This is a genomic window from Gallaecimonas zhanjiangensis (assembly GCF_057624825.1).
On the sequence record NZ_CM172603.1, the window covers coordinates 1,274,375 to 1,294,386 of the forward strand.

At 59.9% G+C, this 20,012-nt stretch carries 15 protein-coding genes; 9 read left to right on the forward strand and 6 right to left on the reverse strand.

The features are described 5' to 3' along the window. The first annotated feature begins 104 nt into the window (after nucleotides 1–104). Complete coding sequence (locus tag AC22G1_RS05960) at nucleotides 105–389, forward strand: hypothetical protein (protein WP_487315953.1); 285 nt, start codon at nucleotides 105–107, stop codon at nucleotides 387–389. Between the two features lie 21 nt (nucleotides 390–410). Beyond that, on the forward strand, nucleotides 411–3,113 hold the full coding sequence (locus tag AC22G1_RS05965; RefSeq protein ID WP_487315954.1) for a beta-glucosidase: 2,703 nt from the start codon (nucleotides 411–413) through the stop codon (nucleotides 3,111–3,113). A 98-nt stretch (nucleotides 3,114–3,211) separates the two neighbouring features. Here AC22G1_RS05965 and AC22G1_RS05970 read toward each other — a convergent pair whose 3' ends face one another. From AC22G1_RS05970 to AC22G1_RS05980, 3 genes are read right to left on the reverse strand one after another with little or no spacing between them, the layout of a single operon-like run. Next, entirely contained in the window at nucleotides 3,212–4,186 is a 975-nt protein-coding gene (locus AC22G1_RS05970) for an alpha-L-glutamate ligase-like protein (RefSeq protein WP_487315955.1), read from the reverse strand. After that, nucleotides 4,183–5,694 (reverse strand): UUP1 family membrane protein, encoded by a 1,512-nt coding sequence (locus AC22G1_RS05975; RefSeq protein ID WP_487315956.1) that lies wholly within the window; start codon nucleotides 5,692–5,694, stop codon nucleotides 4,183–4,185. Before AC22G1_RS05975 ends, AC22G1_RS05970 begins: the two co-directional genes overlap by 4 nt. Next, the gene (locus AC22G1_RS05980; RefSeq protein ID WP_050657452.1) at nucleotides 5,691–6,464 is read right to left on the reverse strand and encodes an ATP-dependent zinc protease family protein; all 774 of its coding nucleotides are present in this window, start codon (nucleotides 6,462–6,464) and stop codon (nucleotides 5,691–5,693) included. Before AC22G1_RS05980 ends, AC22G1_RS05975 begins: the two co-directional genes overlap by 4 nt. 149 nt (nucleotides 6,465–6,613) lie before the next feature. On the opposite strand from AC22G1_RS05980, the gene glsB reads away from it, so the two are divergent. Continuing rightward, nucleotides 6,614–7,528, forward strand: a complete 915-nt coding sequence (gene glsB / locus AC22G1_RS05985; RefSeq protein ID WP_487315957.1) for a glutaminase B — start codon at nucleotides 6,614–6,616, stop codon at nucleotides 7,526–7,528. On the opposite strand, the gene cmoB is transcribed toward glsB, so the two are convergent. The 3 genes from cmoB to AC22G1_RS06000 form a co-directional block, all read right to left on the reverse strand. Further along, nucleotides 7,525–8,505: a tRNA 5-methoxyuridine(34)/uridine 5-oxyacetic acid(34) synthase CmoB gene (gene cmoB / locus AC22G1_RS05990; protein ID WP_487315958.1), complete on the reverse strand. Its 981-nt coding sequence runs from the start codon at nucleotides 8,503–8,505 to the stop codon at nucleotides 7,525–7,527. The genes glsB and cmoB overlap by 4 nt on opposite strands. Further along, the gene (gene cmoA, locus AC22G1_RS05995; protein ID WP_487315959.1) at nucleotides 8,502–9,227 is read right to left on the reverse strand and encodes a carboxy-S-adenosyl-L-methionine synthase CmoA; all 726 of its coding nucleotides are present in this window, start codon (nucleotides 9,225–9,227) and stop codon (nucleotides 8,502–8,504) included. Before cmoA ends, cmoB begins: the two co-directional genes overlap by 4 nt. Before the next feature lie 81 nt (nucleotides 9,228–9,308). Further along, nucleotides 9,309–10,145: a DUF72 domain-containing protein gene (locus tag AC22G1_RS06000; RefSeq protein ID WP_487315960.1), complete on the reverse strand. Its 837-nt coding sequence runs from the start codon at nucleotides 10,143–10,145 to the stop codon at nucleotides 9,309–9,311. Nucleotides 10,146–10,253: 108 nt separating this feature from the next. Here AC22G1_RS06000 and aspS point away from each other — a divergent pair, with 108 nt between their 5' ends. From aspS to tamB, 6 genes are all read left to right on the forward strand, one after another. After that, the gene (gene aspS, locus AC22G1_RS06005; RefSeq protein WP_487315961.1) at nucleotides 10,254–12,023 is read left to right on the forward strand and encodes an aspartate--tRNA ligase; all 1,770 of its coding nucleotides are present in this window, start codon (nucleotides 10,254–10,256) and stop codon (nucleotides 12,021–12,023) included. A 118-nt stretch (nucleotides 12,024–12,141) separates the two neighbouring features. After that, nucleotides 12,142–12,669 carry a crossover junction endodeoxyribonuclease RuvC gene (gene ruvC / locus AC22G1_RS06010; protein WP_464950459.1) on the forward strand — a complete coding sequence of 176 codons (528 nt, stop codon included), beginning with the start codon at nucleotides 12,142–12,144 and terminating at the stop codon, nucleotides 12,667–12,669. 9 nt (nucleotides 12,670–12,678) lie between these two features. After that, on the forward strand, nucleotides 12,679–13,290 hold the full coding sequence (gene ruvA / locus AC22G1_RS06015; RefSeq protein ID WP_487315962.1) for a Holliday junction branch migration protein RuvA: 612 nt from the start codon (nucleotides 12,679–12,681) through the stop codon (nucleotides 13,288–13,290). An 8-nt stretch (nucleotides 13,291–13,298) separates the two neighbouring features. Further along, nucleotides 13,299–14,303, forward strand: a complete 1,005-nt coding sequence (gene ruvB, locus AC22G1_RS06020; protein WP_487315963.1) for a Holliday junction branch migration DNA helicase RuvB — start codon at nucleotides 13,299–13,301, stop codon at nucleotides 14,301–14,303. Between the two features lie 24 nt (nucleotides 14,304–14,327). After that, nucleotides 14,328–16,082, forward strand: a complete 1,755-nt coding sequence (gene tamA, locus AC22G1_RS06025; protein WP_487315964.1) for an autotransporter assembly complex protein TamA — start codon at nucleotides 14,328–14,330, stop codon at nucleotides 16,080–16,082. Continuing rightward, nucleotides 16,082–19,774: an autotransporter assembly complex protein TamB gene (gene tamB / locus AC22G1_RS06030; RefSeq protein ID WP_487315965.1), complete on the forward strand. Its 3,693-nt coding sequence runs from the start codon at nucleotides 16,082–16,084 to the stop codon at nucleotides 19,772–19,774. The genes tamA and tamB overlap by 1 nt, the downstream gene beginning before the upstream one ends. Nucleotides 19,775–20,012: the final 238 nt, after the last annotated feature.

Consider the following 20,012-nt stretch of genomic DNA (forward strand, 5'->3'; position numbering starts at 1 on the left):
TTTGGATTTTGTTCTAGTGATCTTTGCTGGCAATAACCAACCTCGTAAAAATATAACAACAATATCTCAGCTGAAAATGCAGCCTGTTTTCATAGGAGAGAAACATGAAATCAACCTTAATAAAGACGTTATCTTGTTCGATGCTGCTTTTGAGTGCCGGTCAGGTTCTGGCCGATACACAAAATAATGCCCAGTCTGCCGATCAGGCGATAAAGGCCCGGATGAAAATGGAGGACCAGCAAGAACAGCTGACCCATGCCAGTGACTTCGTTCCCAACAAAAAAGGTGAAATGAAAGGGCTATTGCAGGCGCCGCTAAAAACCGACGACGCCTTGCCGGAAGCGCCACCTGCCACCGCCTCAGGCGATTCGCCCAAGACCCACCATTAAGCCCTGCCGGAGTTCACTGACATGATGAATAAATACAGGCTGGCACTTTGCGTGCTGGTCGCCAATAGCCCTGCCTTTGCCGCTGGTAATGCGCAGCTGTCTCCGGCCGAAACCGAGGCCAAGGTTGAGTCGCTGATGAGCCAGATGACCAGCAGCGACAAGTACCGCTATATCCATGCCAATAACGGGTATCTGCTGCCACCGCTCTCTGCCCTGGGGCTGGTGGGGACCAACTCGGTGGATTCGTCCATGGGGGTGCGCCTTAAATCCACCGGCCAGACCTTTGGCACCTCTTACCCATCACAAACCGCCGTGGCTGCCACCTGGAACATCAACCGCGCCAAAGAGCTGGGCCTGGCCTTGGGTTATGAGACCCGCCTTTCCGGCGCCGAGCATCAGCTCAGCCCGGTGGTGAACCTTTATCGCACGCCGCTCAACGGCCGCGCTGCCGAGTCTATTTGCGGGGAAGACCCCTTCTTATGCTCGGTGATGGCACCGGCCCTGACCAACGGTATCCAGCGCCAAGGTGTGACCTCCACCGTCAAGCACTGGCTGGCCAACGAGCAGGAAGCCAACCGTTACAACCTCAACGTCAAGGTGGACCAACGCACCTTGCGCGAGCTGTACATGGAGCCCTTCGAGTCCCTGGTGAAAAACGCCCGGGTGGCGTCGGTGATGTGCGGCTTTAACTACCTTAACGGCGTGCATTCGTGCTCCAGCAAAGCCCTTATCCAAGGGGTGCTGAAGGACGAATGGGGCTTTGACGGTTTTGTCAGCTCCGACTACGACTCCATTGTCGACCCGTTGGCCGCCGCCAATGCCGGCACCGACATGGATCAGCCCACCGGCTACAAATTTACCGAGAACCGGCTGGCGCCTTATGTTGAAAGCGGCGAGCTGAGCCAGGCCACCATCGACGACAAGGTCAAGCGCAACCTCGGTACCCTGGTGCGGTTCGGCTTTGATGAACAAACCTACGACGCCCAGGCGTTGGCCGAGCCCGAGCATGGCCGCCAGGCGTCTATCGATATTGCCCGCGAAGGCATTGTGCTGCTGAAAAACAAGGGCGCCAGCGCTGGCCAGGGCGGCTTGCTGCCGCTGCCCAAAAACGCCCGCATTGCGGTGATTGGCGAGATGGCTCGCCACGCGCCGGCATCACCTTTCGGCACTCCCTACTCGCCGCCGGCGTCTGACTATGTCACCGAGCTGGGTGGCCTCAAGGCCCTGGCCGATAACGGTGCTGACATCACCTTTATCGAAGGCATGGCGCTTAGCCCCGAGAACAGCCGCTGGTATCTTCCTGGCTGCACCCGCTTTGACAGTGACTGCCAGCAAGGGGTGAAGGTGGAGTACTTTGACAACACTACGCTGGCCGGCACCCCGGTGCTGACCCGCGAAGAGTCAGGGGTGAACTTCGACTGGGCGGCTCTGACCAATGCCACCGCCGAGGGTACCCGCGAGCTGACCGACGTTAACCCGGAGCTGGGCGCCTTCAGCACCCGGGTAAGCACCAAGTTCCGCCCACAGATAGGCGGCCGCCAGGCCATCAAGGTGCGGGCCGACGGCCCCTTCAAACTGTGGCTGGACGGTGAGCTTATTTTGCAAAGCGACGGCCAACCCCACGCTAACGAAAACTCCCTGGTGGTAACCCTCACCAAAACCGCCAAAACCAAACGACTCAAGGCTGGCCAGCTTTATAACCTTCGCCTTGAATACTGCCGCGAGCGCCACTTCTCCGCCAGGCTTGGGGCCATTACCGGCCTGCAAATGAGCTGGGCGTCTTTGGAAGCACCGAGCGACCTTGGCGATTACGACGCAGTGGTGGCCTTTGTGGGCCGCAACAACGAAACCGAAGGCGAGACCCTGGACCACGATTTCACCTTGCCAGACCGCCAGGGCTATCTGCTTGAGCAGGTCACCCATGCCAACCCCAACACCATAGTGGTGATGCACGGCGGCGGTGGCATGTTGATGCTGCCCTGGGCCAACGACGCCGGTGCCATCCTCCATGCCTGGTATAGCGGCCAATTCGGCGGCCAGGCCCTGGCCGAGATCCTCTATGGCGATGTCAACCCATCAGGCAAGCTGCCCATCACCTTGGACAAGTGGTTCAAGTTCAACCCCAGCTACGCCTCCTACCATGATCCGAGCCTGTACTACGGTGACAACTCCGCCACCGAAATGACCTACAGCGAGGGCCTGGGCGTGGGCTACCGTGGCTACCAGATGAGCAAGCACAAACCGCTCTATCCCTTCGGCTTTGGCTTGTCCTACACCGACTTTGCCTTTAGCGGCCTGAGCCTGTCGCGGGCCACTTTTGGCCAGAATGACATCGTCAATGCCACCTTCACCGTGACCAACACCGGCAGCCGCGCCGGCTACGAGACCGCCCAGGTCTACGTGGCTCCGAAGAACCGCCCGGTGCCCGGCCCCGACCACGAGCTTAAAGGTTTTGCCAAGGTGTATTTGCAAGCCGGAGAAAGCAAAGAGGTCACCATCCCGCTCAATGCGCGTTCCTTCTCTTACTACGATGTGGACAGCAACCGCTGGGACGTACCTGCCGGCAGCCAGTTCGCGGTCATGGTGGGGGACAGCTCCGAGCATCTGCCGCTGTCGGCGCCAATAAGCGCGCCTGCGGCCATCAGCGTCAACACCTACTACTCCAATCCGCTGCCCACGCCGGTGCAGATGGCAGTACAGGTGCCCTTGAGCGCAGCCTATTAAGGCGCTCGTAATGGAAAAGCAGGCGTGAGCCTGCTTTTTCTGGTGAATGTGAGCCTGCGTTATGCCAATAAAAAAGCCCCCAACGGGGGCCTTTTTCGTTACTGGCCAGAGGCCTTGGCGGGGGGCTCGGCCTGGCCAAATGCGGCCTTGGCGTAGGCCACTCGCTCGGCGGGGCTGTGGTGGCGCTTTTTCATCTTCTCGATGTGTTTTAGGCGCGGCAGCAGCCCGCAGCCGTTGGCCACCTGGATAGACAGCCCCGGCCGGGCGTTCAGCTCCAGCAGCAGCGGCCCCTTGTTTTTATCCAGCACCAAGTCGGTGCCGATATAGCCAAGGCTGGTCATGTCATAACAGGTGGAGGCCAGCTCCAGCATCTCGGTCCAGTAGGGAATGGTGATTTGATTGAGCGCCTTGCCGGTGTCTGGGTGCTGGCTGACCACCTCACCAAACTGCACGGCGTTCAGGCAGCGGCCGGTGGCGATATCCAGCCCCACCCCCACAGCGCCCTGGTGCAGGTTAGCCTTGCCGTCAGAGGCGCGGGTTGCGCAGCGCAGCATGGCCATCACCGGGTAGCCCTGGAAGATGATGATGCGAATATCCGGCACCCCCTGGAAGGAAAAGCCGTCGAACCTGTCGTCGAACTCGATAAGCTCTTCGATGATGGCCACGTCCGGCTTGCCGCCCAGCGAATAGAGCCCGGCCAGGATGTTGGTCATGTGCCGCTTGACGTCTTCCTGGCTGATAACCGACCCCGAGGCTTTGACGAAATCGTCGCCGTCGCGGCCGGTTATCACCAAAATGCCTTTGCCGCCGGAGCCCTTGGCGGGCTTGATGGCAAAAGAGGCAAAGTTGGTGACCAGCTCCGCCACGTGCTCAATCTCGTGCTGCTGCTGCACCACTCCCAGCAGCCTTGGCACCGTTACCTGGTGCTTTTCGGCCAGCAGCTTGGTCTTGAGCTTGTTGTCCACCAGCGGGTAGAGGCTGCGCTTGTTGTACTGGCCGATGTAAGCGACGTTACGCCGGTTCATGCCAAGGATGCCGGCCCGTTTCAGGGCAAAGGGGCTGGCCCACTTCATGTGCGGTCCACCATGGCTTTAAAGCGCTTGAGCTCGGTGATCTTGTAGCCCTTGTATTGCCCCATCAACAGGATCATCGCCAGCAGCACAAAGTGCAGCTCGGGGAAGTTGAAGGTCAGGTGGCTGACCAACTTGGACTCCATGGCCAAGAAGGCGAGGATGGCCACCAGCAACGAGCCGCCCCCTTGTTTGAGCACTTCTTTGGGGCCGTCCTCTTCCCAGAGGATGGACATCCGCTCTATGGTCCAGGCCATGATGATCATCGGGAAGAAGGTGATGGTCATGCCGGTGTTAAAGCCAAGCTGGTAACCGACGATGCTCATAATGGCGATGATAAACACCACCAGGATCACCAAGGTGGCTATCCTTGCCACCAGCAGCAGGTTAAGCCTGGAGAGGTAGCCGCGCAGCAGCAAGCCCAGCGCCACCACGGTAATAAAGCTGACAATGCCGGGCAGCAGGGAGGTCTGCAAAAAAGCCACTGCGATCAGCACCGGCATAAAGGTGCCCGAGGTTTTCACCCCGACGATAATGCGCATAAACACCACCACCGCCGCGCCGATGGGCAGCAGCAGCAACAGCTTGAACATGGATTGCTCTTCAATGGGCAGCTGGTAGATGGAGAACTGGCCAAAGCCGTGTTCTTCAGCCTGGGCCCGGGCCAGCTGCAAGGCCGGCACTGTCTGGCGGATGATGGAGAACGACACATTCGAGCCGCTGCCGCCGTTCACATCCAGCAAGGACACGCCTTTTTTGTGCCACATCAGCACGTTGTCTGGCAGGCCTTGCTCACCGGTTTTGGGGTCGAACACCAGCCAGCGGTTGTCGGCGTACACCTCCACAAAGGAGCTCAGGCTCTGGCGGCGGCGCGCATCTTCAAGATACAAACCCTGGGATTCGCGGGCCGGCAGGCCAGCCTGGTTCAACAGTTTGACCAGCAGGTCGGCCTCGGTGTGGCCTTGCAGCAGCAAGGCCGCGTTTTGGCCGGGCTCGGGCTGGTTCAAGAGCTTAATCAGCTCGCGGGTCAAAGACTGCGGGGTTGAGGAGCGCTGCTGAGCCTGGGCCAGCAATTGGGTGGCAGCGGTGCCTTGGGGGCCGTCCCAGTCGATGCTTTGGGCCTCGGGCGGGGTTTGCTCCGGCAGCTCTTCGATGTCGGAGGCTTGCAGGAACTGCGCCTTGTAGTAGAGGGTTTGCGGCCCTACGGCGCGGCGGATAGACCACTCGCCCCGGCGGTTACCGTCATGGCGAATAACCGAAAAGCCGTAACCGGGGCTGGCGGCTTGCTCGGTAAAAAGCCGAAAGCCTGGCGGGCTGTCGGGCAAGTCCATGCTCACCAGCACCGGCTCGTTCTTGGCGTTAAAATCGATGCGCGCTTCCACCAGCCACACCGGCCGCTCGGCGCCCGGCAAAAAGGGGATCTCCATCTGGGCGTGGCGGGCCATAGCCAGCCCCAAGCCCGCCAGGATGAAGAGCACGACAATGGTATAAAAGGGAACCCGGGAAATCATTTAGCGTCCTTGTCCTCGGCTTTCATCGGCGGCAGTTTCAGGCTGTATTCCTTGCCTACGTCCACCACCATTACGTCTTTTAAGATGTTGCGGCCAATGAGCACCGGAAATTCCAGGTGCGAGCGGTCAGAGAGGTTGAACTCGGCCTTTTGGGAAATGGGGCCGATGTCGAATTTAAATTCCACCACCGGGCGACGTTCACCGTCTTCGGAGCTCGATTGGATAATGCGCACCCAGCGCAGCACCTTACGCTCCACTTCCATGTAGTCGCTGCCTTTATCGTCGGTAGGCACCTTAAAGCGCACCCAGTCGGCGCCATCGCGCTCAAACTTCTGGATGTCGCGGGCATCGAGGGACGCCGAGGTGGCGCCGGTGTCGATACGGGCGGTCAGTACTACGTCAGAAGGATGCAGGCGTACCTTTTCCAAGGCGCCAACCACCAGTTTGTCGTCCTTTACCGGCATAGGTTTGGTCTCCGGGCATTGTAGTTGTGGTGTTTGCGGACAAACCACAGGTTGTTGTTTTTCGTTAAGTTTTGCGGCGATAGCAGCCAGGGTGGCCTGTTGGGCGGCCTGGGCGCTTAGGATCTGCTGTTGGGCCTGGGCCTGCTTGGCTTCCAAGGTGGCCAGGTGCTGGTTCTGCTGGTCGTGCAAGGTGTCGAGCTGAACCTGGAGGTGGTTGATGTCCTTTTCAGCTGGGGCGGGGGCCTGGGTTTGGGCACAGGCTTGCAAAAGCAAGGTTCCACCGAGCAACAAAAGCGCTTTGCGCATATCCGTACGTCCTTTTTTGTTCGGGGCTTTGAAGTTCAACATAGGTTTTATCAATCAAATCTGAATTGGCCGGTTAAGCCCGGCTTGGCGTTGCTTTTATCCATTCAGTGGCGACAATAAACGCCACCGTCTAAAAACCTCGGGCCAACGTGGACCTTCAACAACTTCTCGACGACATTTGCGCCGGCGCTGCCAGCCATTACGGCCAGGGCAGGGTGGCGGATTATATCCCGGCTTTGGCCTCTGTTGCGCCCGCGCAATTTGGCATTGCCATCCACACCCTCGAAGGTGACCTCTATTCTAGCGGCCAAGCGCAAAAAAGGTTTTCCATTCAAAGCATTTCAAAGGCATTTTCCCTCACCATGGCCATCAATCGCCACGGTGACGAGCTGTGGCAGCGGGTAGGGAAGGAGCCGTCCGGCACCGCCTTTAATTCCCTGGTGCAGCTGGAATTTGAAAAGGGCATTCCCCGCAACCCCTTTATCAACGCCGGCGCCCTGGTGGTGGCCGACAGCCTGTGTTCGCGGCTCTCGGCGCCGGTGCACGCCATGCTCGAAACGGTGCGGCTGATGGCCGGAACCGCCAGTATCACCATCGACCGCAAGGTGGCCGATTCCGAATACGAGCACCGCTATCGTAACGCGGCGATGGCCAACTTGATGAAAAGCTTCGGTAATTTTGAAAACGAAGTGGACAGGGTGCTGCGCGCCTACTTCAGCTATTGCGCCCTTTCCATGAACTGCGTGGAGCTGGCCCGGGCCTTTTCCTTTCTGGCCGCCGACGGCCGCTGCCTGCAAAGTGGCCGCCAGTGGCTGACGAAACGCCAGACCCAGCAGCTGAACGCGCTGCTGCTCACCTCGGGGCTTTACGACGCGGCGGGGGATTTTGCCTACCGGGTCGGCATGCCCGGCAAAAGCGGGGTAGGGGGCGGCATCATGGCGGTGGTGCCGGGGCGCTTTACGGTGTGCGTGTGGGCGCCGGAGCTAAATGAATACGGCAATTCGGTGGTGGGGCTCTGGGCCTTGGAGGAATTGTCCAAGGCCCTGGACTTGAGCCTTTTCTAGCAGGCGGTGGCCACCAGCACCGCCCTTTGGGGGGCGGGGTAGCCTTCGATGGTTTTGCTGGGATCTGTTGGGTCTAAAAAGTCCTTGAGCGACTCGTTGCGCATCCAGGCCGTGGCCCGCTGCTCATCGGTGCTGGTGGTGTCGATGTCCACCACCTTGATGTCTTTAAAGCCGCAGCGGCTAACCCAAAGCTTAAGGGCCTCGGCGGAGGGCAAAAACCAGACGTTACGCATCTGGGCGTAGCGGTCTTGGGGCACCAGCACCGCGTTCTCGTCACCGTCGATAACCAGGGTCTCCAGCACCAGCTCGCCGCCTTCTTTTAACTGGGCGCGCAGCTGCTCTATGTGCTCGATAGGGCTCTTGCGGTGATACAAGACCCCCATGGAAAAGACGGTGTCAAAGGCCTTGAGGGCCGGCAGCTGCTGAATGCCAAGGGGCAGCAAATCGATGGGCAGCTCAGGGCGGGCCGCTTTGGCAAAGTGCTTGATGGCCTGGAACTGAATCAAAAACAGCTCCGATGGGTCAATGCCCACCACCCGCCAGGCGCCTTCGCCGAGCATGCGCCACATGTGGTAGCCGCTGCCGCAGCCCACATCCAGCACAAAACGGTTTTTAAGGGGCGAAATATGGGGCAGCACCCTGTCCCACTTCCAGTCCGAGCGCCATTCGGTGTCGATATGCACCCCGTGCACCTGGTAGGGCCCTTTGCGCCAGGGGTGGAATTTTTGCAACAAGCCCTCGATGGCCTTTTGGGTGCCGCCGTCTACGTCCCCCGGCGCGCCGATGGTGACGCTGTCTTTGATATCAAGGTGCGCGGTCGTCACCTCTGGCAATTGGCCAAGAATCCGCTGCCAGTGGCGAAACTCGCCGTGCAGGCTTTGCTCTTCCCACTGGCGCAGCTGTTTTGGCAGCACTTCCAGCCAGTGGCTCAGCTGGCCTTCGGCGATGTCGGCGTAGAAACGTTGAAACCAGTTCATTTGATGGCCACCAGGGAGGCGAAGTTGTAGCACTGGTACCAAAACTGGCTGTGGCTAAAGCCGGTGTCTTTGAGGCGCTTGAGGTGAATTTCTGGGCTGTCGGGGCGCATTACGTTCTCAATGGCGGTGCGCTTTTGGGCGATTTCCAGCTCCGAGTAACCGTTGTCCCGTTTGAAATCCCAGTGCAGCTCAGAGAGCAGGTCGTTGATGGCGCTGTCTGCAAACACCAGTTTTTCTGAGAGCAGCAGCAGGCCGCCGGGGCGAAGGCCAGCATAAATTTTCTTGATAAGGGCGTCGCGGTCCTCCGGGGGAAGGAACTGCAAGGTGAAGTTAAGCACCACCAAGGAGGCGTTTTCGATGTCGATATCGCGGATGTCGGCTTCTTTAAGGCTCACTTCTACCTTGCCCTTGTAGGCGGCCAGTTGCCGCTCGGCGCGGCTTATCATGGCCGCCGAGCTGTCCACGGCAATCAGCTCCACCCCTTCGATATCGACGCTTCGCTTAATGGCGAGGCTGGCGGCGCCCAAAGAGCAGCCAAGGTCGTAGATGCGGCTGCCGGATTTGGCAAAGCGCGGCGCCAGTTTGCCCAGGGTGTGCAAGATGGTGGTGTAGCCCGGCACCGAGCGGTTAATCATGTCGTTAAAGACATCGGCTACTTGCTCGTCAAAGGCAAAATCCTTCACGGCGCCGTGGGGTGTGGAATAGATGCGATCCTGGGACATGGGCCACCTCGATAAAAAAGCGGCCGCTATTTTGCCACCCTTTGCCAAGGCTCGCAGCCCTTAACGGTAAAACCCTTGCCCTTAAAACAAGGATGCCTGGGCAAAAGGGGCCAGGGCCGGCAGCGGATAGCGCTTGGCCACTTCCTCGTAAAACCAGCGGGCCAGCAGTGGCGCTTGGTCGTTATCGGCGGTGTGCACAAAAAAGGTGGGGCTAAGGCCTTCATCCAGCCAGGTGGCCACCTTGCCCACCCAGGGCGCTAAAAAGCCATGGTTAAGCTCCGGCTCGGGCAGGCCCACAAAGCGCACCACCGGCTTTTGGCCAGTGGCGATGGCATGCACCGGCACCTTGGGCTTTTTCTGCTGGGCTTCCACCAGCACCGGGTTGCTGGCGGGTACGGAAAACACTGGGCGGCTGTCCATGACGATGCGGTCGATGCCGCTATCCAGCAAAAAGCGGTTAAGGGCTCTTTCTGCCTCGCCTTTGTCAAAAAAGGCGCGGTGGCGCACTTCAAGGGCCAAGGGCAAGCCCTTGGGGAGCTGCTCGATAAAGCGCACCAGGGCGCCGGCTTGCTCGGGGCCAAACTGGGCCGGCAGCTGCAGCAGGTAGTGGCTGATTTTGCCGTTAAGGGGCGCAAGCCTGGTCAGGAAGGTGTCCAGCTCTTGCTCGACGCCCACCAAGGCCTTGTGGTGGCTGATTGCTTGGGGGAATTTAAAGGTGAAGCGAAAATCGGCCGGGGTGCTGTCTTGCCAGCGTGTTACCGTGTCTTCGCTTGGCAGCGCATAAAAGGTGGTATTGCCTTCAATGGCGCTAAACACCCGGGCATAATGGGCCAGGTGTTGATTTTGAGGCGTGCCCGGCGGATACAACAGGTGTTTCCAGGCCGGGTGCGACCACATGGGGCATCCGAGATACAGCATGGCCGCCATTATAGCGAGTCAATTGAATCCCCCAAGCCCTGGTCGCTATAATCGGCGGTCATTATTGGCTTAACAGCCACACTTCTTCGTCAAAGGACTTAAAGTTTCATGCGCAGCATCTATTGTGGACAGATCCGCGAAGCCCACGTCGGCCACAGTGTTCAATTGGTCGGTTGGGTACACCGCCGCCGCGACCTGGGCGGGGTTATCTTCGTTCAGCTTCGTGACCGTGAAGGCCTGGTGCAGGTGGTTTTCGACCCGGATCTGGAAGACGTCTTCGAGACCGCCAACAGCCTGCGCGCCGAATTTTGCGTCCAGATAGAAGGTGTGGTTCGTGCCCGCCCTGAGTCGCAAATCAACAAAGACATGGCCACCGGCGCCGTGGAAGTGCTGGGTAAAAAGCTCAGCATCATCAACAAGGCCAAGCCGCTGCCCATCGCCCTGGACGACCACCAGAAGAACAGCGAAGAGTCTCGCCTTAAGTACCGCTACCTGGATCTGCGCCGCCCGGAGATGACCGAGCGCTTGATCTTCCGTGCCAAGGTCACCGGTTTTGTGCGCCGCTACATGGAAGAGCAAGGGTTTTTGGATATCGAAACCCCCATCCTCACCAAGGCCACCCCCGAAGGGGCCCGCGACTACCTGGTGCCGAGCCGTACCCACAAGGGTAAATTCTTCGCCCTGCCGCAGTCCCCGCAGCTTTTCAAACAGCTGTTGATGGTGGCCGGCATGGACCGTTACTACCAGATAGTTAAATGTTTCCGTGACGAAGATCTGCGCGCCGACCGTCAGCCGGAATTCACCCAGATTGATATCGAGACCTCCTTCCTGACCGCGCCGCAAGTGCGCGAAATCACCGAAGGCCTGGTCACCGAGCTGTTTAAAGAAATGCTGGGCGTCGAGTTTACGACCTTCCCCACCATGACTTACCTCGAAGCCATGACCCGCTTTGGCTCCGACAAGCCCGACTTGCGTAATCCGCTGGAAATCGTTGACGTAGCCGACCTGTTGGCCCATGTGGAATTCAAGGTGTTCAACGGCCCGGCCAACGATGCCAAAGGCCGCGTGGCCGTGATTAAAGTGCCCGGCGGCGCCAGCCTTTCCCGTAAGCAGCTGGACGACTACCAAAGCTTTGTGGGCGTGTACGGTGCCAAAGGCCTGCCGTGGCTTAAGGTCAATGAACTGGCCAAAGGCGCTGAAGGCCTGCAATCGCCCATTTTGAAATTCCTGGACGATAAAGCCATCCAAGGCCTGCTGGCCCGCACTGAAGTAACTGACGGCGACCTGCTGCTGTTCGGTAGCGACTCCTACAAAGTCTGTACCGACGCCCTGGGCGCCCTTCGCCTGAAGCTGGGTGAAGACTTGGGCTTTACTCGCCAAGGCGAGTGGGCACCGCTGTGGGTGGTGGATTTCCCGATGTTCGAGGAAGACGACGGCCGCCTCTACGCGCTGCACCACCCATTCACCGCGCCCCTTAACGCGACCCCTGAAGAGCTTGCGGCCAACCCGGTTGCCACCATCTCCAACGCCTACGACATGGTTTTGAACGGTGTGGAACTGGGCGGTGGCTCGGTGCGTATCCACGACAACACCATGCAGCAGGCGGTATTTAAGCTGCTGGGCATCAGCGAAGAAGAAGCCGAAGAGAAATTTGGCTTCCTGCTTGAAGCCCTGCAGTACGGCGCCCCTATCCACGCTGGCCTCGCCTTTGGCTTGGACCGCCTGGTGATGCTGATGACCGGCGCCAGCTCCATCCGCGACGTGATGGCCTTCCCCAAGACCACCACCGCCGCTTGCCCGCTGACCGAAGCCCCCAGTTTTGCCAACCCGCAAGCCCTGGAAGAGCTGTCGCTGGTGGTCAAGAAAATCGAAGACTGATGGTCCCTGCCTGGCAGGGAGCCAAAGGCCCGGCCCCGCGCATCGACGCGCGGGGCCGGGCCCCAACCCCGCGTTTTAGTGCATCAACTTGGTGCGGCAACCCGAAGGAACCACAGGGATGACCCGCATTATCCTGGGCATTGACCCCGGCTCCCGCATTACCGGCTACGGCGTTATTCGCCAAGAAGGGGTACGTTTTGGCTACCTCGGCTCCGGTTGCATCCGCATTACCGCCGAACCCTTACCCGAGCGCCTCAAGCAGGTGTTTGACGGGGTGAGCGAGATCATCCGCCAGTTCCAGCCCGACGAGCTTGCCATCGAGCAGGTGTTTATGGCCCGCAATGCCGATTCGGCCCTGAAATTGGGCCAGGCCCGGGGCGTGGCCATCGTGGCCGGGGTGAACGCCAGCCTGGCGGTATCGGAATATTCGGCCCGCCAAGTCAAGCAAGCGGTAGTGGGCACCGGCGCGGCCGACAAGACCCAGGTGGCGCATATGGTGGCCCATATGCTCAAACTGCCCGGCACCCCCCAGGCCGACGCCGCCGACGCCCTGGCCATCGCGCTGTGCCATGGACACACCAGTACCAGCCTGACTAAGATGGCCCTGGATAAGCACAAGCTGGTGCGCGGCCGCCTGAGAAAATAACGGAAGCTTATGATTGGAAGATTGACCGGACTGGTGGCAGCCAAGCAGCCGCCGGAGATTTTGATTGATGTGGCCGGCGTGGGCTATGAAGTGCAATGCTCCATGCAGTCGTTTTTCGCCCTGGGCGAGATTGGCGCCAAGGCGGTGCTGCACACCCATCTGATTGTGCGTGAAGACGCCCACCTGCTGTTTGGCTTTGTCACCAAAGAAGAGCGGGCGCTGTTTCGCCAGCTGATCAAAGCCAATGGCGTTGGCCCGAAACTGGCCCTGGCCATTTTGTCGAACATGACCGTCGGCCAGTTTGTGCAGGCGGTGCACCATAACGACATGTCCACCCTGGTGAAATTGCCTGGTGTCGGTAAAAAGACCGCCGAGCGCCTCTTGGTGGAGATGCGCGACAAGCTCAAGGATTTTGGCGCCGACTTGTCGGTACCGGTGCTGGACATGGCGCCGCTTACCGATACCCTGGCGCCAGCCAGCTCGCCCAGGGACGACGCCATGGCGGCGCTGGTGGCCCTCGGTTACAAACCGGCCCAGGCCGAAACCGTGGTCAAGAAGGTGGCCAAAGACGGCATGAATTCCGAGGCCATCATCCGCGACGCCCTCAAGGCGATGCTCTGAGGTAAGCCATGATTGAAGCCGACCGCCTTATCAAACCCCAGGCCGACCGCGAAGACGATGTCATCGACCGCGCCATTCGCCCCAAGAGCCTTGCCGACTACCAGGGCCAGGACCATGTGCGGGCGCAGATGGAGATCTTTATCGAGGCGGCCCGTGGCCGGGAAGAGGCGCTGGATCACCTGCTTATCTTCGGCCCGCCGGGCCTGGGTAAAACCACCTTGGCCAACATCGTTGCCAACGAGATGGGGGTGAACATCAAAACCACCTCCGGCCCGGTGCTGGAAAAGGCGGGTGACTTGGCGGCCATGCTCACCAACCTCGAACCCCACGACGTGCTCTTTATCGATGAAATTCATCGCCTGAGCCCGGTGGTGGAAGAAATCCTCTATCCAGCCATGGAAGACTACCAACTGGATATCATGATTGGCGAAGGCCCGGCAGCCCGCTCCATCAAGCTGGACTTGCCGCCCTTCACCCTGATTGGTGCCACCACCCGAGCCGGGTCTTTGACCTCGCCCCTTCGCGACCGCTTTGGCATAGTGCAGCGCCTGGAGTTTTACAAGGTTGAAGATCTGGCTACCATCGTTGCCCGTAGCGCCCAGTACCTGAACCTGGAGCTGGACGCCAGCGGCGCCCTGGAAATAGCACGCCGTAGCCGCGGCACGCCCCGTATTGCCAACCGCTTGCTGCGCCGGGTGCGGGACTTTGCCCAGGTAAAAAGCGACGGCCGGGTGGGAGCCACCATCGCCGCTGCCGCGCTCGACATGCTGGATGTGGACAACGAAGGCTTCGACTATATGGATAAGAAGCTGCTGATGGCCATTATCGACAAGTTCCTGGGCGGCCCGGTGGGCCTCGATAACCTGGCGGCGGCCATCGGCGAAGAGAAAGACACCATCGAAGACGTGCTGGAGCCGTTTTTGATCCAGCAGGGTTTTTTGCAGCGTACCCCCAGGGGGCGCATTGCCACCGACCGCGCTTATCGCCACTTTGGGCTGAGCCGCGGCGAATAACCGTTATCTGTGTCAGGGATGTATGTGACGTATTGCAACGCCATCGCGCGCCGCATTTTGTTTTTGGGCCTGCTGGCCGGGGCGCTGGCACCTGCCGCCGAGGCTGCCGACAAGCCCACCGTCAAGAACGTCAGCTATGACGTGTCTGGCCTTGGCGGCGAGCTGCAAAGCAACGTGGAGATTTACCTCTCGCAACTGCCGCCGGTAAAAAGTGACAGGGTAGGGCGCTACGAGGACGATATTACTGAGGCGGTTCGCAGTGGTTTGCAGGCCCTGGGGTACTACCAGCCGCAAATCACCTTCGGCAAGCTCGATGGCGCCACCCAGCATTTGGACGTTACCTCCGGCGAGCCGGTGCGTTTTCGCCATATCAAGGTCACCTTGAGCGGCGATGCCGACCATGATGCACTTTTCAAAACCCTCCTTGAGCAGTTGCCCATCAAAGAAGGCGATGTGCTGCGCCACGACCGCTACGAAAGCACCAAGAGCCGGTTGCAGACCCTGGCTCTGCAGCGCGGTTACTTTGATGCCCAGTTTGTAACCAACCAAGTGAAGGTGTATCCCGAGGCTCACGCCGCCGATGTGGATATCGCCTTTGCCAGCGGCCCCCGTTACCGTTTCGGCGCCCTGAAAATCGACAGCGACAAGGATGTGGGCGACTTATTAAACCCCCTTATCACCATCAAGGAAGGGGAGCCCTACCAGGCCTCGCAAGTGACCGACGTGAGCCGCAGCGTTTCGTCCACCAAGTATTTTCGCAGCGTCGATGTTATTCCCCTTATCGACCAAGCCGACAGCGAGCACCGCATCCCGCTGATTTTAAGGCTAAGGGCCAAGGCCGATAACCAGGTGGAGCTGGGGCTGGGGGCATCGTCCGATGAAGGGCCACGGGCGTCGGTGTCCTGGACCAAGCCGTTTTTAAATAAATACGGCCACAGCTTTACCACCGATTTAACGGTCTCGGCGCCGCGCCAGGAAGCCACCTTTGAGTACCGTATTCCTCGGGGCGACCCCATCAACCAGTTCTACAGCTTCCAGGGCGGTTATCAGTACCTGGACCAGGAAGATACCGAGAGCCAGCAGCTCACCTTTGCCCTGCATCGCTGGGACAAAAAGACCAACGACTGGAGCCGGGATCTGTTCTTGCGCACCTTGTTTGAGTCCTATAAACAGGCTGACCAGGAAGCCGACGTGTTCCTGGTGATCCCTGGGGTGTCCTTCAACCGCACCCGTACCCGAGGCGGGGTTGATTTGACCTGGGGTGACAGCGAGCAAATCACCATCGAAACCTCCGACGAGGCGCTGGGCTCCGATACCCACTTTGTGCGGGTGTGGGGGCGCACCAAGTGGCTTAGAAGCATCGGGCAGAATGGCCGCATCATCGCCCGCGCCGAGCAGGGCGCGGTGTTTGTTGACACCATCGGCGATCTGCCGCCGTCGCTGCGGTTTTTCACCGGTGGCGACCAGACGGTGCGCGGCTTTGGCTACAAGACCATCGCCCCGCGCAACGCCGATGGCGAGCTGGTGGGGGGCAAATTCACCACCGCCCTTAGCCTCGAATACGACCACCGCATCGCCGAAAAATGGCGGCTGGCGGGCTTTGTGGATACCGGCACCGCCACCAACCGCTACACCGGCTTTGACGACTGGAAAGTGGGCACCGGTTTTGGGGTGCGATGGCTAACCCCCATCGGCCCCATCAGTATCGATTTGGCCTTTGGGGTCAGCGAAGAGCATGTGCCCTGGCGCATTCATTTCACCATGGGGCCCGAACTCTGATGCGTTGGTTAAAGTGGGCCGCCTGGGTCTTTTTGGTGTTATTCACGCTGCTGGTGTTATTGCCGGCCAGTATCTTGCTGACCGACACCGGCAACCGTTGGGTGTGGTCTTTGGCCAAGGACAACGTGCCGGGGCTCTCTGGCGAGATGCTGGACGGTAACCTCAGCCGAGGCTGGCATTTTAAAAACCTGCAATACAAAACCCAGGGCCTGGGGCTGGCCTTTACCGAGCTCAAGCTCGCCTGGGCGCCGTCGGCCTTGCTGGACGACAAACTGCGCATCACCGCCCTTGAGGTCAGCGGTGTGGCGGTGGATGTTGCGCCCGGCAGCGACCAACCGGCCAGCGAGGATGATAGTGGCGGCGTGACCAAGCCGTTGGTACTGCCACTGACATTGGTGCTGGATCAGGCTGACCTTAGCGATATCAAGGTTTCGGTGCCGGGTATGGAAATTGGCGCCGCCAGTGTCGGGCTCTCCGGTATATGGGACAAAAAGGGCCTTGCCGTCAACGGGCCCAAGGTCAATGGTTTGTCGCTGGTGATGGCGCCGAGCACCGAGGCGCCCAAAGGCAATAGCGCCACCGCCGCAGCGAGCGATGCGCCCTTAACCCTGCCCACCGTTACGTTTCCTATGGCCATCACCGTTAACGGCATGGTGCTGACCGATACCCGTTTCCAGCAGGGCGATATCAAAGAAGCCCTGCCAATGCTGAGCTTTGCAGGTAGCGTCAGCGGCAGCGACCTGAGCATTACCAGCCTGCACCTTGAGCACCGTTTTGCCGGCGCTTTCCTTAAAGGCAAACTGAGCCTTAAAGGTGAGTACCCACTGTCGCTGGATGTAAACGCCACGCTCAAAAAGGCGCTGTTGGACGGCGAGCTTAGCGGCGAAACCTTGGCCCTGAGTGCCAAAGGCTCCCTGGCAAACCTTGAGCTTGATACCCGCGCCAAGGGGCCAATTACCTTTAACCTGGCTGGCAAGCTGGCGGCCCTTGAGCCAGCCCTGCCTTTTGATGTGACTTTGGACTGGCAGCCCCTTGGCTGGCCCCTCGATGCCCCCCAGTACCATCTGGAACAGGGCAACTTAACTGCCAAAGGCAGCCTGCGTCAGTACCAACTTACCCTTGAAACCCGCGCCAGTGGCCCGGCCATTCCCCAAACCGCCATCAACCTCGACGCCGGGGGCGACCTGGCGCATCTGGATATCCGCCAACTGCTGCTGGATATGGCCAATGGCAAGCTGAGCCTCAACGGGCGCCTCGGCTGGCAAGACGGGGTGGACTGGCAGGGGCTGGTGGCCCTCGACAACCTCGACCCGAGCTTTTGGGCCAGCACCCTCAAAGGCCAAGTCTCGGGCCAGCTGCCCAGCCACTTTCAGCTGCAAGGGGCAAATTGGCAGCTCGATGCCCAGCCGGACCTCAACGGTACCCTGGCTGGGCAGCCGTTGGCGCTCAGTGGCGATGTTGCCCTTAATGAAGCGCTGCACGGTAAGCTAGCGCTGACCTTGGAGAACGGCCCCAATAGCCTGGATGCCAAGGGTAGCCTCGCCGACAGCCTCGATATAATGGGCCACTTGGCGCTTAATAACCTTGGCCTTTACGGCTTTGGCGCCAGTGGCAGCGCTAAAGGCGACTGGCAGCTGGGGGGGAGCCTCGATAAGCCTCGCCTCAAGCTGCGCCTGGCGGCAGAGCGCCTCGGCTTTAACGATCTGATGGCCAAAAACCTCAACCTTGATGCCGACGCCACCCTGAGCCAGGACCCCAGCGGCGCTTTGAGTGTCAGCCTTGAGAGCCTGCGCCAGGGAGGCGAGCTCTCCCTTGGTGATATTCGCCTGGCCCTAAAAGGCAGCGGCAGCGATCACCACCTGACCCTGGCTTTTAAAGGCCAGCCGGTGGCAGGGGAGCTGGCCCTGGACGGGCACCTTAATGGCAGTAACTGGCAAGGCAGTCTTGCGAGCGCCCAGTTTGATACCCCCTTGCAGCACTGGCAGCTTGAAAAGGCGGTAGCCCTTGCCTGGCAGGATCAGAGCTTTAGCGCCAGCCAGCATTGCTGGGCCTCACAGCAGGCCGCCCTGTGCCTTGACCCCATCAGCGCCTCGGCCAAGGGCGGCCAGGCCGGCTTAACCCTCACCGGCTTGCAACTGGCTCGCCTGCAACCCTTTATGCCGGATAACTTCCACTGGCAGGCGGTGCTGTCGGGTAAGGCGAGCGCCAGTTGGCAAGGCAGCAAACCCAAGGTGTCGGCCCATTTTGAAACCACCCCCGGTGAGCTGACATCCGGCAAAAACCAGGTGGGCTACCAGCAGCTTCGCATTGACGCTGACATGGACGACAAAGCGCTGACCAGCCAGGTGGCCTTTGTCTCCGATACCCTCGGCACCCTGAGCCTTGATGCCAAGGTGACCGATCCGCAGCAGGCCAGGGCGCTTTCCGGGAACCTTGCCATCAAGGGCCTGACCCTCGATTGGCTGGCGCCGCTGCTGCCCCAGGTGTACAGCATTGCCGGGCAAATCAACGGCGAAGGGCGCCTGGGGGGCAACCTCAGCCAGCCGCTTTTCTTCGGTAACCTTGCCCTGACCGGGGGCGGCGTCACCACCGACGGCGACATGGTGACCCTGAGCGAGCTCAATACCCGCCTCGATATCGACGGCGCCAAGGCCAAGCTCGATGGCACCGGCAAGCTTGGCGGCGGCCAGTTGCAGCTAAGCGGCGACATGGACTGGGCGGCGCTGCCCATCAGCGGCGAGCTGCATATCAAAGGCAATGAACTGGAAGCCGGCTACCCCGGTTACGGCCAGCTTAAGGTGAGCCCGGACTTGACCCTGACCATGGGCCAGGAAACCAACCTCACCGGCAAAGTGGTGGTGCCCTGGGCGCGTATTGCGGTCAAGGAGCTGCCACCCAGCGCGGTTACGGTGTCTAAAGACGTGGTGGTGATCACCAATAACCCGGATATCGCCCCGCAACCGGTCAGCGCGCCCTTTGCCATGAAGGTGCTGGTGGAGTTGGGTAAAGACGTGCGCCTTGAAGCCATGGGCCTTAAAACCAAACTGGGCGGCACCCTCTTTATTACCCAAGACCCGAACCGGGCCATGCGCGGCAATGGTGAAATTCGCCTGGTGGACGGCACCTACAAGGCCTATGGCCAAAACCTGGTTATTCAAACCGGCTCGATTTTATTCTCCGGGGCCCTGGACAGCCCCAACCTCAACATCGAGGCCATCCGCAACAAAGACACCTTGTCGGACAGCTCCATCACCGTTGGGGTCAAGGTTACCGGCGATGCCGCCAGTCCCAAGGTGGAATTGTTCTCCGACCCCGATATGCAGCAAAGCGAGCAGCTCTCCTATCTGCTGCGTGGCAAGGGGCTCGACAGCCAAGAAGGCAGTGACAGCAACGGCTTGATGCAGTCGATGCTGCTGTCGGCCGGGGTCAGCCAACTGGGTGGCGTGGTGACCGGCGCCGCCGAGAAGGTGGGCTTTTCCGATGTCACCATCGACACCGCCGGCTCCGGCGACAGCAGCCAGGTAGCTATCTCCGGTTACCTGGCGCCGGGCTTGCAATTGGAATACGGGGTAGGGGTGTTTAACTCGGTGGGCGAGGTGAAACTGCGCTACGAGCTGCTGCCACGGCTTTATCTGCAAGCCATCAACGGCGTTAACCAAGCGCTGGATATCTTCTACAAGTTCGAGTTCTGAGCCTGAGGGCGAGGCAAAAAAAAGCCCGAGGCATTGGCCTCGGGCGAAACAACCACATTGAAGGAAGGAATATGTCCAGGGAAGAACAACGTCGACATTGCCTAGTGGGGCAATAGCCAATCAATCACACTACCAAAACAGTGCCGGACGGCCTGTGGCACCCAAAGTCCTTGGTGCCGCCATCCGACGCTGCGCATTATGGTGATCTGCACGGCGGCCCTCAACCGAGAAAAATTGC

Excerpts from the sequence above, each read along its gene's own strand:
- AC22G1_RS06000 (WP_487315960.1), bottom strand. The coding sequence starts at position 10,145 with ATGCTGTATCTCGGATGCCCCATGTGGTCGCACCCGGCCTGGAAACAC.
- AC22G1_RS05980 (WP_050657452.1), bottom strand. The coding sequence starts at position 6,464 with ATGCGCAAAGCGCTTTTGTTGCTCGGTGGAACCTTGCTTTTGCAAGCC.
- aspS (WP_487315961.1), top strand. The coding sequence starts at position 10,254 with ATGCGCAGCATCTATTGTGGACAGATCCGCGAAGCCCACGTCGGCCAC.
- cmoA (WP_487315959.1), bottom strand. The coding sequence starts at position 9,227 with ATGTCCCAGGATCGCATCTATTCCACACCCCACGGCGCCGTGAAGGAT.
- tamB (WP_487315965.1), top strand. The coding sequence starts at position 16,082 with ATGCGTTGGTTAAAGTGGGCCGCCTGGGTCTTTTTGGTGTTATTCACG.
- AC22G1_RS05970 (WP_487315955.1), bottom strand. The coding sequence starts at position 4,186 with ATGAAGTGGGCCAGCCCCTTTGCCCTGAAACGGGCCGGCATCCTTGGC.
- AC22G1_RS05960 (WP_487315953.1), top strand. The coding sequence starts at position 105 with ATGAAATCAACCTTAATAAAGACGTTATCTTGTTCGATGCTGCTTTTG.
- ruvB (WP_487315963.1), top strand. The coding sequence starts at position 13,299 with ATGATTGAAGCCGACCGCCTTATCAAACCCCAGGCCGACCGCGAAGAC.
- ruvA (WP_487315962.1), top strand. The coding sequence starts at position 12,679 with ATGATTGGAAGATTGACCGGACTGGTGGCAGCCAAGCAGCCGCCGGAG.
- ruvC (WP_464950459.1), top strand. The coding sequence starts at position 12,142 with ATGACCCGCATTATCCTGGGCATTGACCCCGGCTCCCGCATTACCGGC.
- cmoB (WP_487315958.1), bottom strand. The coding sequence starts at position 8,505 with ATGAACTGGTTTCAACGTTTCTACGCCGACATCGCCGAAGGCCAGCTG.
- AC22G1_RS05965 (WP_487315954.1), top strand. The coding sequence starts at position 411 with ATGATGAATAAATACAGGCTGGCACTTTGCGTGCTGGTCGCCAATAGC.
- AC22G1_RS05975 (WP_487315956.1), bottom strand. The coding sequence starts at position 5,694 with ATGATTTCCCGGGTTCCCTTTTATACCATTGTCGTGCTCTTCATCCTG.